Consider the following 13,212-nt stretch of genomic DNA (forward strand, 5'->3'; position numbering starts at 1 on the left):
ACTAATTCCAGTTTTGGAAGTTGCCGCCGTTGCAACCCAGGGTGTAGACCTTGCCCTCAGTGTTGCTATCCAGACACAAGCCAGTGGACACATTAACTAAGCTCTGACCAGATCTCTTCCAGTTTTGGAAGTTGCCGCCGTTGCAACCCAGGGTGTAGACCTTGCCCTCAGTGTTGCTATCCAGACACAAGCCAGTCGAGCCGTTCTTATATGCTGCATTCACTGATGTCGAATCAGGTAAGTTTACTGATGGATGCATTGCTACAACCAAAAAAATTACGCTTAGTACGAACGCCATAAAGCGTAAGAGTGGATTGTAAACAGTTGACACTACCTCAGCCCCAAAAACACTGAAGTTACCTCCAAGAATGGCAATCAACAAAAGAATTGCGCCAAAGACGAACGCTCCGATTTTCAAGTTCTCTGGCATAGTCCTCCTAAAAGTGAATTTACATATAAAGCTCTTTCTAGTTTCTTTAGGCAGTAAGAAAAATATGATTTGGTGTAAAACTTATTTTTGCTTAATGCCATAGTCATATTATCAAGAAATATTCTGGATAAGACTATTTTAATATAATAACTCGATCTCTCCTGGTTGCCAAGTCTTATCAAACCAAGGCTCAAGCGGGCTATAAAGCCGAAGAATCGTATTCCAACCCGTTTCAGGAATCGTCTGCACCCAGTTATTCTCCTTACCCGCAGGCGGTTTCGGCCCGAAATAGATATCTACAGAGCCATCGGCATTAACCAAAAGTCCCTTTGTCTGACTACCGACACTAGGAAACTGTTGATCCGCCTGAATCATCGCTCGCGTCTGGTTACTGTAAAGAATCACTGACCAGAATAGTAGCACGCTAGGATGTGTTAGCGTAACGCAGAATAATTACAAATTAATCATGATTAAAAGCAAAAAAGTGCGTTAAGTAACTATTTTTTAAGTCAAGACGGCAATTAGCGATCGCCCCTCTTCATCAAAAAGCGATCGCCATTCCCCAAAAATTGCTCTATACAGTGCTTAATGCTTTGATTTTCGCTATCTCTGTTTCTAAGTTGGGAAGTTTTTGATTATATTTTTGGGCTGTTTCTAACCATAAATCTTTTACTATCAGTAATTCTTGTAGGGTTTCTTCTAAGGTTTCACCCTGAGCCAAACAGCCAGATAGTGCTGGAATTTCAGCGACAAAACCGCCTTCTTCACAGGGATAAATAATAATTGGATAATTCATCTTTAGTTATCTCCGATAATTTCAAGAACTCGACGAATATAAACAGATTTTACTTTTTTATTATGAACAGGTATGACCAAAATAATATCATTTCTTTTAAAAATGTGATGGCTACCTGTAATTCTATCAAGGGAAAACCCTTCTAATTCTAGCAGTTGACAAATATCGTTGAATCTTGCGTTATTAGGACTATTCTTCAGTAGTTCTAGTAGTTTATCCCTTTTAGACACGAGTGAATGCCATTCAACAATGAGCTTGAGCAAAAATCCATTTTAACCCAAGATGATCGCTATTTTCCCCTCCTCATCCCCAAAAAGCGATCGCCCTCTGCGTTCCTATCCCAAGCAATGGCAGTTTTAAACATTAATCAAGAAGATGACGGCGATCGCACTACGTTCTTCGGCATCGCACTTAGACTCACAGCTGCAATCAATGTGCATGGTGCGTTCTCCAAAATCGATCGCTGGAGTAGTAGGACTTGCATTAGGGAACGCACCCTAGGACTGAGTTATACATTGTTTTTCTTTGTCAGTTAAATCAATATATTCAGTTTTTATTCGTTTATTCTTGATTAGTATTCTAAAATACGGACATTTTCCATTTACTGATAAATCTTTATCATCATTCCCTTTCCTGAATTTAATTATTTCAAATTGGTCGGGATTGAATTTATGTAAAAATGTTATTGGTACACCCATAACCCCCTTGAAGTCTAAGGGAATGTCTTGGGTTTTATTGACATTAATTCCATCATAATTGTCATATTTTGGATATTCAGCTTCATTGCCAAAATATCTTTTTGTGAGAGCCATATCTTCCTGTCGTTTTGATGTGTCTAAGTTGGTTAACCATAAACAATTATTTGGAGAGAATTGTCAATACGAGCCTCTGTTCCATAAAGTTCATATTGTTCGGGAACAATAAAACCAGAAATACCTCTACCAAGATTTATTCCTAACCACGCTTTGTTTTCTTTAATTAGTTTGAAAATTTCTTGATAGGTTATTGCATTAATATTGCCAATTATCAAAAACTTTTTGTCGTATTTAACTAATTGAGCTACATATTCTCTGAATAATGAAAATGGGGGATTAGTCACAACAATATCGGACTTTTTTAATAGTTCAATACTTTCAGGACTACGAAAATCCCCATCCCCATTAAAGTAAACAATGTCAGTTGAACTATGTTTATTTTTTTCTCTCTCTGTACCTGTATATTCAAAGAAAAAACCCTTTTCATCTTCTTCTGCATTAAATAAATCTCTCACTTGTTCTCGATAACAAGATGTTATTATTTTTTTTAGACCTAACTTTTTAAAGTTTGAGGCAAAATACTTAAAAAAGTTACTAATTCGGGGGTCATCGCAATTGCAATAAACTACTTTATTTTCAAAATGACTTTTATAGTGTTGCAACTCACTTTCTATATCTGAAAGTTGTGTATAAAACTCGTCACTTTTTAATTTTTTAGCATTTTGCAATAATTTATTTGTCGCATTTCTTGCCATGTTCAACCTTTTTTGATTTAATAAATCTTTTGTTTTTAGTTATTTACTTTTGGTTATCTGATTAAATATTTCACTGCCTAATAATTGAAGAGAGGTTTTAGAAATTTTAAGCATAATATTGGGACTTAAACAAATTTCAAGCCCAAATGTAGCCCAAAGCCGCTTTGTGAGCGGAAAAGACATCAATATTCTGCGTTAGCCAAGTGAAAAAACGAAAAGACATCGCTGTACGAAAAGCCTCCAAAGCATCAGTAAATGTCTCCAAAGGTTTATTCGCCCATCGCCTTTGTAGTCCCCCGGTTAAGTGATGCCAGAGAATAAAAGTGTAGGCACAAAACACTAGGATAAAATGGCGAAGAAGGCTTTCTTTCTCGCGAACCCGATATTCTCTTAGCCCTAACCATCCTTTCGCCTCTCGATAGAAAACTTCTACCCAATTTCTTTGGGAGTAAGTTTCTACTACCCATTGCGGGGTTACTTTTTCCGCCTGGACATTCGTGATAAAATAATCGATGTCCGTCGCTTCTTCCCAAGAACTTGCGTTCATGACGATGGCAAAAGTTCTCTCTTCTTCTCAAGAAGCGATGCGAGCGTAAACAATAAACACGTATAGGGTTTTCGGTTTTTCAACTGAGAGAATTACTGGGTTAAAACTCTCTAGATTCAAGCTTTTTGCTAATTTCTCCAGACTGATTTCTTCCTCGATTCCTGATTCCGTTTTTCGGATAATTTTTCGATTTTTAGCCACTCCTCCTAAATACTTTAGTTTTCTCTTTTCTAACTCTTTCAGAAACGGCGTGTTGTTTTCATACCCCGCATCTATCAAGACAATTTTCGGTCGGTATTTTCGCTTTAAACTTCGGTCGATTAATTCGAGTCCGAGTTCGGGTTTCTTTTTCAACTCTTCGTCTTCTTTTCCCGATAGTAGAGAAGATGCCGGTTGATAGAGCTCGATGTCTAAGGGTAAGCTTTTTTTCCCGTCGTAGAGATGGGTGGTTACTACCACTACTCCGTTGTCTGTCTTGCCGATCTCACCGAGGTATTGTCTTCCGACTCCCTCGGTAAAATTGCCACTTTTTCGATGTCCCGAATCATCCAGAATCATCGTGAAGCCCACGCCGATCCTAGTCGGCGAGCATTTGTTCATCACTTCCAGACGACGTTGGTTAATTGGCGTCGCCGACCAAGGAGCCTCGGTTAAAAAGTGATGTAATCGGTGATAAACCACCCCCACCGAGTTATCCGCCATCTGGGTTAGGTTTTTTCGCTCGCTTTCTCCTAATAATCCGCCTAAATATTGTCGGAAGCCATCTTTTTGCGACTGGTTTTTGAAACAGTCATCGAATCTAGCGCACCATCTCTCGAAGCAGGGCGGCATAGCGGATGGGGTCGTTTCTCCCATGGGCGTATTTTGACGTGAAAGCCTACTATGACTTGATTATAGCTAAAAAAGTTCGGTTCTGTGTTTAAGTCCCACTATCCCACTTCCATCGGTCTAACACCCCCTAAATAGGGTCTGCTGAATAAATCTAAAAACCTTGTTGGATAAGACTTTTGGACTTTTTTCCCCTCAAAAAGTGCCAGCCATTGCGGGGATCGGGGGGAAAATTCCGGGACTTTTTCCCAGAAAATTAGGTACTTGACCACCTGAAAATCGATAAAACCCCACACCCCACACCCCACACCCGTTACAGTAGAGCAGGAAGTCGCCTTCCCACCCCCTGCTTCAAAACCGGACTTACGACTTTCGCCGTATCCGGCTCCTGAGTAACTAGGCTACTGTCATTAGTAGAATAATAATGGGAATTATTATTTCCTTGTCTATTCAACCCTCTTGGCTGTATCCCCACCAGACAAGATTGTTGGTTTTAGGGCGTATATGACCGTTGATTGTTGCTTAGACTTCCTAGTTACCCGTCCTTTGTCAGCATATCTTTGATATTACTCAAAGCCTTGGCTTTTAAGGACATCCTCTCCCTCTATTGACTTGCGGATGGTTTCCTACTGCCCCGAACGGGCAGAGTCAATCAGGGTTACTTCGTTCCCTATAACCATTGGTTGAACCCTTAGGATGATACTGTCCACAACAGAGTAACGGGAATGCCTTACTGATAGTGGTATGAGCTATCAGCCCCAACTCTGTTAACTTTTGTTTCGAGCCTGTCAGCCTTTTGGCTCGTGGGTGTTGACGATGGTTAATTCGTATCTTCGCCCCAGGGCTATCCATAGGTTCTGGCTCAACGGGTTTCTGATTTAGGCTATCAGATACCGCTTTTTTTTCCTCGCTCACTACCTCAGATGTACCAAGTCTAAAGCAGCAGGAAATGCCGTCACTCTAGGCATCTAGAGGACAGGACTAAGGTTATTACTAACCCGCACCTGTAGGGTTATAAAGTTATCAAGGTACTACATTTACCAAGCGGCTAATCCTCTAAACGTCTTACTGTCTAGTTTCTAGCCAACGAATTGCACCACACCCCACACCCTGCCACCACCGAAAAGCTTTTTGCCGCAAACCCTAAATAAAACCCAATAGCGCACCGTGCGGTTTAATCACCGCAATTTGAGGATAATTACCGCACAGAGGGGTCTAGCATTCCACTCAAGACGTGAAGACGACAATACCAAGCAATTGAGGCGGCATAACTCCCCATCTCCCCATCTCCCCATCTCCCCATCTCCGCCCGCAATGCGCAGCAAGTGGTCTCGCCGAAAAATTTTAGATTTTCTTAAGATCGACCTGAAAAACATTGGCTATTTTTTCCAATATAGTGTAAGTTAAGAAAAGTAAAGATTTCTCACAATTCTTCCACACATCTGCTCGCCTGCTCGGATGGATGGAGGAGAGAGGGCGGAATCTTAGCAATAATATACATTTTTCGGAGAAAACCCCCATGACCATTGCTGTCGGACGCGCCCCAGAAAGAGGGCTGTTTGATGCTCTCGATGACTGGCTCAAAAGAGACCGTTTCGTCTTCATCGGTTGGTCTGGTTTACTACTCTTCCCCTGCGCCTTCATGGCCCTAGGTGGATGGTTAACCGGCACCACCTTCGTCACCTCCTGGTACACCCACGGGTTAGCCAGTTCCTACCTGGAAGGCGGCAACTTCCTGACTGTAGCCGTCTCCACCCCCGCCGATGCCTTCGGTCACTCCATCCTCTTTCTCTGGGGACCGGAAGCCCAAGGTAACTTCACCCGTTGGTGTCAAATCGGCGGTTTATGGCCCTTTGTCGCCCTGCACGGTGCTTTCGGTCTGATTGGCTTCATGCTACGTCAGTTTGAAATCGCCCGTTTGGTCGGCATTCGTCCCTACAACGCCCTCGCCTTCTCAGGTCCGATTGCGGTGTTCGTCAGTGTCTTCCTGATGTACCCCCTCGGTCAGTCTAGCTGGTTCTTTGCCCCTAGCTTCGGCGTGGCTGGTATCTTCCGTTTTATTCTCTTCTTCCAAGGCTTCCACAACTGGACCCTCAACCCCTTCCACATGATGGGTGTAGCTGGTATCCTCGGTGGTGCGCTTCTCTGTGCTATTCACGGAGCGACCGTAGAAAATACCCTGTTTGAAGACGGTGAAGGTTCCAACACTTTCCGAGCTTTTGAACCCACCCAAGCGGAAGAAACCTACTCCATGGTCACTGCGAACCGTTTCTGGTCGCAAATCTTCGGCATCGCTTTCTCTAACAAACGTTGGTTACACTTCTTCATGCTCTTTGTCCCCGTGACTGGTTTATGGATGAGTGCTGTGGGTGTGGTTGGATTAGCGCTTAACCTACGGGCCTATGACTTCGTTTCTCAGGAATTGAGAGCGGCGGAAGACCCGGAATTTGAAACCTTCTACACTAAAAATATTCTGCTTAACGAAGGTCTGAGAGCTTGGATGGCTCCCCAAGACCAACCCCACGAAAACTTTATCTTCCCTGAAGAAGTATTACCTCGCGGTAACGCTCTCTAAAGATGGCAAGAAAATTCACTGATTAGAGGGAAGGGTGAAGTTAAATCACCCTTCTTTTTTGTTGATTAACGCACTTCAAGCAACTAAGCTTAGACGCACTTACATTGCACTTTAATATCCTGGAACGCCTTGTAGATAGGGATACGAGTAGGAAACTTAAATGCGTCTAAGCTTAATACCAATTCTCTAAATAGGGTTTGCTGAATAATGGTAAAAACCTTACAGGAAAGGGCTTTTAGCTTGATTGAGAGCTTCCCAAATGCACTTAAATCTGCTAGAATCGCTCAAAACCCTTGCATCACCCTTGCATCTTCTCTCATTAGTGCTAATGTACCGTAAAATCGAGTTACCCTCAACCCCACCGGAAAACTTCGAGCTGCCCTTTGAGGGGAAATTATCCCAAGAAAATCGTTGGGTAATTATGGCCAACCTCATTCCCTGGTCAGAATTTGAAAACTACGGGAGCGTCTCATTTATGCAAGCGAGTAATTATACTTGTCCCTAAAACTGGTTTCTAGCAAGGCTTTCAAAATAGCTTGACATAAAACCTGATTTAGGGGTTACAAAGGTGAGATGCTCCCTAAACTACACCAAAATCATCGATATTTAGTCAAAGATTTACCAATCTCAGGACAACCAGTGTACCTACAAGTTAATCGTCGTCAATTTAAGTGCGGTAATTGTCAGAGACCCTTTAGCGAAGAGTTAGATTTTGTCGCCAAGAAACGAACCTATACGAAAAGACTAGCCGAAAATATACTCGAACAATTAAAAGAAGGAGATATTTTAAATGTTAGCCGAAGAAATAACGTAACGGAAGAAGAGATTCAAAGAATGGTAGAGGACATCGCCGAAGAAATTACAGAGCCAGATTTATCGAAATTAAAAAGACTAGGAATTGATGAAATCGCTCTAGTCAAAGGACAAAAAAATTACTGTGCGGTTTTAGTAAATTTAGATACGGGAAAACTAATAGCTATTCTAGAGAAGCGAACACAAGAGGAGTTGAGAGAAACGCTTACGGGCTGGGGAAAAGAGGTGTTAGAGCAAATTGAAGAAGTCAGCATAGATCTTTGGTTGCCCTATAAAAATTTGATGAAAGAATTGATGCCATCGGCCGAGGTAGTCGCCGATAGATTCCATGTCATGAAACAAATTAATCAAGAGTTAGACGAACAGAGAAGAGCGGAAAAAAGAGCCGTAGAAGCGCAGAAAAATAAAAAACAGAAAGCGGAAAAAGAAGCAAAGCTAGAAGTTTTAAAGCGAAGTAAATATAGCCTGTTAAAAAATGAAGAAGATTTAACGGAACCCCAAAAAATTAAACTAGAAGCTATCAAAGAAAATTTGACAAATTTGAAAAAGATGCAGGAATTAAAGGAAGAATTTAGAAAGATTTATGAAACCTCAAAGAATCCGACAGAGGGAATGCTATCCATCTCGGAATGGTTGGCAAAATCCTCCAGTGTTTTTACCAAGAGTTGTCAAACAATCCGAAACTGGTTTGGAGAAATAATTAGTTATTTCGAGCGAAGGACAACGAATGGGGTGGTCGAGGGAATCAACAATAAACTTAAACTAATAAAACGGAGAGGCTATGGCTTTAGAAACTTTCGGAATTTTTGGGTTAGAAGTATGTTATCTTGGCATCTTGTATGTTGATTTAGCATAAAGGGTAACGAAGAGCCCATCTAACCTTGATCAGATACTTTTTGTTAGATGGTAGATTAGATTACTTATAAGATGCTATATAATGTACACTATCTTAGATTAAATCAGATTATGTCAAAAGTATTAAGCTTCTCGATCAGCGATCGCTATCTATTCTCATCAATTAATAACTAGATGCAGCTCGAATAAGCGATCACAGGATAGCGGGGTAATCATGGCAAAAGCAAAAAGTAATAGCGGACAATCTAAAGAACCGAAAAACTACAATCACGGTCAGACACATCCCCAACGTCCCGATATTGGAACCGATGCTTGCAAAAAAAACAAGTAAATCCAACAAAAAATCATCTCTTACAAATCAATAAAGACGATATTGCCTTCATCGAATTCACCCCACCAACTTCTGACTTGATTAAATGTCGTTAATGGTAATAAGTCAACAGATTTACACTTTTATTGAACCCATAGTTAGAGTAATTTTTCTTCGCCTAAATGTAGCTTTTTCGGTGATTCCATCTTTGGCTGACTGTGGGCTATCCCTCCTACTCTTATTATTATTTACTTTAATTGTCTTACCTCTAGGATTTAGGTTTAACTTTATTAAATTTGAAATACTAACCCTGTCATGGCCAAAACTAACCCGATTGCTTGTATTTCTCTTTTTCATGCCTGCAATGGGAGAGGAAATCATTTTCCGAGTTTTACTCTTGCCCAATGTTAATTTAGAAAACCCTTCGCTTATCTCCATGTTTGTGTGGGGAAGTATTAGCTTAATTGCTTATATTGTTTATCATCCTTTGAACGCTTTAACTTTTTATCGAGCAGGTTTTCCAACTTTTTTTAACCCAATTTTTCTGTTTTCAATGACACTACTAGGCGTAATCTGTACAATTTCCTATTTTAAATCTGGTTCACTTTGGCTCTCGGCAATAATTCATTGGCTCGTTGTGGTCGGATGGCTAATTTTTTTTGATGGATACAGGATGTTATCTAAAGCAAATTAGAGATCAAATTTGTCTTGTTTTAGTTGATAGTACCAGTGAGAATCAAGACGAAAGGGTCAATTTCGTTGGGAGTATGCCAAGTTTGACGGGGTAAATCGAATAAAGCCCGCTGTTGCAGCTGTTTCTGCTCCCTAGTAGATTGCTGGTACTCGAAAATGCGCTGCTTCCAAAGGACAAGGTTCTCTTTGTCCACGACTAGCTTTTCTTGTTGACGAGGGAGCTTGCGGTCGCAACGCGCTCGCTACGCGAGATCGCTCTCTTTAAACAGATTGAGTTGTTTCATCAATTCTTCCCATTGTTCCGTTAACCAGTATCTAGTAACCAGTTAAGGATTTTGGGCATCTTTAGATTTATTGGGCTTTTTCCCGATTTTTAGCCAGTAACGGAACGGCGGAAATTCTCTTAATCCCCCCTACAGCGTAGGGTTGATTCATTTAAATTAAGTACAGCGGATTTTGAGTCAATAAATTTGAATGAAAATTCTCAAGTTTATCTTTTTCTAATCAAAAAAGTTAGTGACAATAACTAATCTTTAATCCTCTGCCAATATTGATTATGAATAAATTGATAAAGCTTGTTTCCAAGCCACTAAAAGCCTATCTCTCTTCAAATTTTCTGAGAGTACATCCTGTTAATTTAGCTAATTTTTCTGCTTCTTACGTCGATAAAACTATCAGTTTTTCCCCACGTTCAGCTAACCACCTCTGTCCCTCTGTTATTGAGAGAAAACCCAAACCTCTGAAAAGATTCAATCCTATAGTTGTGAGAATTGACCAATTGCTGGCCGCTTGAAAATCACTTATCTCGCTTTTATCTTCCTCAAAAATTACATCTTTTACCCAATGTAACTGATTTTCTATTTTCCAATGTCCTCGAATAATTTTAGCAAATACTTGGGCGGATTCGGTTAGGCTACTGATATAGTAAGCTGTTTCTTCATAAGTTTTATCCCCGCGACTACCCCTTCTTTCTACTTTAATAATTCGGCGCAGATTTTCAAACCCTTGTCTTTCATTTTTCCTCACTTTAAAAACTTCTATTTTTCTTGATATTTTTCGTCCATGACTATTGTCTTGTTCAAGAAAACAACTTTCTGGCTTTGAGGAATTACTCAGGTCTTGTATTCGCTTATAAAGATTTTTCTGATTTCCTTTAACGGTGATAACATAGTCATTTTTACTCTTGGCTATTAAGCTGATTGTTTTTTTCTGACAGTGTAAAGCATCCCCAGTAAAAACTTTATTTTGGAGAGAGCAATCCTGAATTATAGCTTGATCTTCGTCGATTTCAGACCCTTTTTTGTTTTCGATTCTTTTTAAGTGTAATACTCATCCACTTTCTTGACTAAACAATGAGACAAACATAATAAAATTTTGTTGTTCATTGTTAGGATTCTTTAGGGTGTTTTTGAGACTTTTTCCATCTATGCCTAGCCAATTTATATCACTTCTTTGTCCATATTCTTGTAATGCCCATTCATTAAACATTTTTAACAAACTCTGCCATTCAACTCCCATCATTACCCTTCTAATTGTTGAATAGGATGGGACTCTTTCTGGAATTATGTTAAATTCTTGACTGAGCCTGTGCCGATTATTTTTAGCGAACTCTCCCAGTTCTCTATAACCTGAGTATCCTAGCATTGTTACCAGTATTATTACTATTAATACTATCCATAAAGGGTGTCTTTTTCCTTGATCTTTCCGAAAGTCCTTGACTTGTTTTAGTTTTTCTATTAAGCTCAACATATATTTAAAAAGTTGGCGGTCACTCCTCATTTTACCTGACTGTGATCGCTTTTACTTTTGATATTCTGATGGGAGAATGAAACAGCCCTACCCTCCACAGACTTGCTAAGAAAGCCAGAAAAAGCCAAAGAAGGCGAAAAGAAAGAGGGACGCAGCCCAGGAGGGCAAAAAGGGCATGAGGGAAAAACCCGCAAAGGATTTGGACGAATAGACCGCACTGAGAGCGTCAAAGCCGAAAAGTGCCCCCATTGTGGCAGCATCCATCTCGCCCCGGGTGAACGCCGACAACGCACTTTGATAGTAGATCTCTTGCATAAGTCTAGACAAAATAGGATAAAATAGTCCAAGAGTTAAGATTGAAAGATGAATTACGAACAAGTAAAAACTTTAAAGCCAACAGAGTTCAAACGCTTGTGTGGCGTGTATCCAGATACATTTAAGGATATGGTAACAGTCCTAAAGGCAGAAAAAGTTTGGCAAAAAAAGACAGGTAGACCTAGCAAATTGAGTACGGAAGACCAACTACTAATAACATTAGAATATTGGCGAGAATATCGCACCTATTTTCATCTGGGAAATAGTTGGGGTATTAACGAATCAACGGCGTATAGAATTGTTAGGAAAGTAGAGAATATTCTCATCAAATCAGGTCTGTTTAATCTACCCAGAAAAAAAGCCCTATTAGAAAGTAATAGTGAAATAGAAGTAATAGTGGTGGATGTGTCAGAACAGGAGATAGAAAGACCCAAAAAAAAACAGAAATCATGCTATAGTGGCAAGCAGGGATACCACACATTAAAGTCGCAAGTCGTTGCCGATCAAAAAAGCGAGCAGGTAATCTGTGTCCGTTGTGAGAAAGGAAGAGTCCATGATTTTCGACTGTGGAAAGAGAGCAAAATAAGGTTAAATAAGGAAATAGAAATATTAGGGGATAAAGGCTATCAAGGAATTCAGAAAATCCATCAAAACAGTCAAATTCCTCATAAAAAAAGAAAAAAGAAAAACTAAGTAAAGAGCAAAAAAAAGCCAATCGTCAGTTATCACAACGGCGCATAGTTATAGAACATATTCATCTTCGTCTCAAAATATTTCGGATACTTTCATCAAGATACAGAAATCGCAGACGGCGATTTGGTCTGAGATTGAATTTGATTGCTGGTATCTACAATTACGAACTTCGTTACCGACAAAAGGATATATCTTGATTACTTTTGCAAGAGATCTAATGATTTCATGGTGAAAATCTTAGCCGCCAGTGCCGTTGACAGCGAGAGGAGGTAGATGTTAATCCTGTAGTTGATGAGGAGTTTTGGGAATTTAAGGAACTGAGTAGATAACCCACATTCCGCACCCTCAACTGTCACATTGAAAATTTTATCTAAATCGTCAAAACGATTGCCGGCTCTGAATTACAGGCTAATTTGTTTGCCCAGCAGACGCACAATTAGCCCTAAAAATCTGATAGCTCTGATACCAAATTATTGAGATAAACTCTCATTAAGCTGGCGATCGCTGACTAGAGTGTGACACTTCATAATTCTTAGTAATCGCTAAAAGTCTTACTATACAAGGGCTAGAGCAACTTTTGATTTCAACGACTAGGGTGCGGAATGTGGGAGATAAGGTCAGTTGGGGGTTTGTTAGGCCATAATGACTGGCAAAACCAGAGATTCCGGAGCCTTGTGCAGGTCAAAGCCTGAGTTGCCCATCGAATTTTAGACCTAACTCCTCGGAATTTGAGAACTCTATAGACCTCTTGCATAAATCCGAAAACAAACGATAGAAACAATAATGGGAAGGACTTTCAGTTAATTATTTATTAGTAGTTGATAATCTTCAAAAATGTTGCTGTACAAGGATCGACTTAAGACTTTTGCAAGAGGTCTTATCAATATGCGATTACCCTGATGGAAAAATAAATTAACAGAACTTTTGAAAGCGATCGCACCTTGACTCTAAGAGTGCTTGAAAAGCAAAATCCAAACAACTATTAGAAATTGCTACTCTAGGAGTAGAAAAAGCGATAGAAACCGATGAAGAAACGGCAACCGCTTGGATAAACCAACAACTAGAAAGCTTGAGAGTCAAACTAATCTGATCAAGACA

General features: G+C 40.0%; 11 protein-coding genes and 5 pseudogenes. 7 read left to right on the plus strand and 9 right to left on the minus strand.

The window, feature by feature from the left end; all coding sequences use genetic code 11:
- Window position 1: 1 nt before the first annotated feature.
- From MAE_RS27660 to MAE_RS07850, 4 genes are all read right to left on the minus strand, one after another.
- Entirely contained in the window at window positions 2–430 is a 429-nt protein-coding gene (locus MAE_RS27660) for an RICIN domain-containing protein (protein ID WP_012265102.1), read from the minus strand.
- A 138-nt stretch (window positions 431–568) separates the two neighbouring features.
- Window positions 569–853, minus strand: a complete 285-nt coding sequence (locus tag MAE_RS07840) for a DUF1214 domain-containing protein (protein ID WP_080506949.1) — start codon at window positions 851–853, stop codon at window positions 569–571.
- Between the two features lie 151 nt (window positions 854–1,004).
- Complete coding sequence (locus MAE_RS07845) at window positions 1,005–1,226, minus strand: type II toxin-antitoxin system HicB family antitoxin (protein ID WP_002795684.1); 222 nt, start codon at window positions 1,224–1,226, stop codon at window positions 1,005–1,007.
- 2 nt (window positions 1,227–1,228) lie between these two features.
- Window positions 1,229–1,456, minus strand: a complete 228-nt coding sequence (locus tag MAE_RS07850; RefSeq protein ID WP_002744562.1) for a type II toxin-antitoxin system HicA family toxin — start codon at window positions 1,454–1,456, stop codon at window positions 1,229–1,231.
- Between the two features lie 6 nt (window positions 1,457–1,462).
- On the opposite strand from MAE_RS07850, the gene MAE_RS34820 reads away from it, so the two are divergent.
- A complete protein-coding gene (locus tag MAE_RS34820; RefSeq protein ID WP_231859744.1) occupies window positions 1,463–1,762 on the plus strand; it encodes a hypothetical protein in 300 nt (99 codons plus the stop codon).
- Here MAE_RS34820 and MAE_RS07855 read toward each other — a convergent pair.
- The 3 genes and pseudogenes from MAE_RS07855 to MAE_RS33750 form a co-directional block, all read right to left on the minus strand.
- A pseudogene (locus MAE_RS07855) lies at window positions 1,724–2,736 on the minus strand (adenine-specific methyltransferase EcoRI family protein). The gene MAE_RS34820 and the pseudogene MAE_RS07855 sit on opposite strands and share 39 nt — an antisense overlap.
- Window positions 2,737–2,872: 136 nt before the next feature.
- Window positions 2,873–4,138 (minus strand): annotated as a pseudogene (locus MAE_RS07865) (IS701 family transposase).
- 74 nt (window positions 4,139–4,212) lie between these two features.
- Window positions 4,213–4,419, minus strand: coding sequence for a hypothetical protein (locus tag MAE_RS33750; protein ID WP_012265107.1), 207 nt, complete (start codon window positions 4,417–4,419; stop codon window positions 4,213–4,215).
- 1,211 nt (window positions 4,420–5,630) lie between these two features.
- Between MAE_RS33750 and psbD the strand changes: the two genes are divergently transcribed.
- The 4 genes and pseudogenes from psbD (at window position 5,631) to MAE_RS07890 (ending at window position 9,358) form a co-directional block, all read left to right on the plus strand.
- Window positions 5,631–6,686, plus strand: coding sequence for a photosystem II D2 protein (photosystem q(a) protein) (gene psbD, locus MAE_RS07875; RefSeq protein WP_002737445.1), 1,056 nt, complete (start codon window positions 5,631–5,633; stop codon window positions 6,684–6,686).
- A 328-nt stretch (window positions 6,687–7,014) separates the two neighbouring features.
- Window positions 7,015–7,191 carry a hypothetical protein gene (locus MAE_RS07880; protein ID WP_158303500.1) on the plus strand — a complete coding sequence of 59 codons (177 nt, stop codon included), beginning with the start codon at window positions 7,015–7,017 and terminating at the stop codon, window positions 7,189–7,191.
- Window positions 7,192–7,268: 77 nt separating this feature from the next.
- Window positions 7,269–8,345: pseudogene (locus MAE_RS07885) on the plus strand (ISL3 family transposase); the annotation flags it as partial.
- A gap of 434 nt (window positions 8,346–8,779) precedes the next feature.
- Entirely contained in the window at window positions 8,780–9,358 is a 579-nt protein-coding gene (locus MAE_RS07890) for a CPBP family glutamic-type intramembrane protease (protein WP_231859745.1), read from the plus strand.
- Window positions 9,359–9,377: 19 nt separating this feature from the next.
- Here MAE_RS07890 and MAE_RS34020 read toward each other — a convergent pair whose 3' ends face one another.
- Both MAE_RS34020 and MAE_RS27905 read right to left on the minus strand, forming a co-directional pair.
- Window positions 9,378–9,551, minus strand: coding sequence for a hypothetical protein (locus tag MAE_RS34020; protein WP_002797876.1), 174 nt, complete (start codon window positions 9,549–9,551; stop codon window positions 9,378–9,380).
- 463 nt (window positions 9,552–10,014) lie between these two features.
- Window positions 10,015–11,106 (minus strand): annotated as a pseudogene (locus MAE_RS27905) (ISAs1 family transposase).
- Window positions 11,107–11,196: 90 nt separating this feature from the next.
- Between MAE_RS27905 and MAE_RS34825 the strand changes: the two are divergent.
- Together MAE_RS34825 and MAE_RS07910 are read left to right on the plus strand one after the other, a co-directional pair.
- Window positions 11,197–11,373 (plus strand): annotated as a pseudogene (locus tag MAE_RS34825) (IS66 family transposase); the annotation flags it as partial.
- A gap of 96 nt (window positions 11,374–11,469) precedes the next feature.
- Window positions 11,470–12,311, plus strand: a protein-coding gene (locus MAE_RS07910) for an IS5 family transposase (RefSeq protein WP_231859746.1) whose coding sequence is annotated in 2 segments (ribosomal slippage) — window positions 11,470–12,097 and window positions 12,097–12,311 — 843 coding nt in all. Because the reading frame shifts where the segments join, the coding sequence is not laid out codon by codon here.
- Window positions 12,312–13,212 lie beyond the last annotated feature (901 nt).

Origin of the sequence: Microcystis aeruginosa NIES-843 (genome assembly GCF_000010625.1) — a bacterium.
GTDB classification, from domain to species: Bacteria; Cyanobacteriota; Cyanobacteriia; order Cyanobacteriales; family Microcystaceae; genus Microcystis; species Microcystis aeruginosa.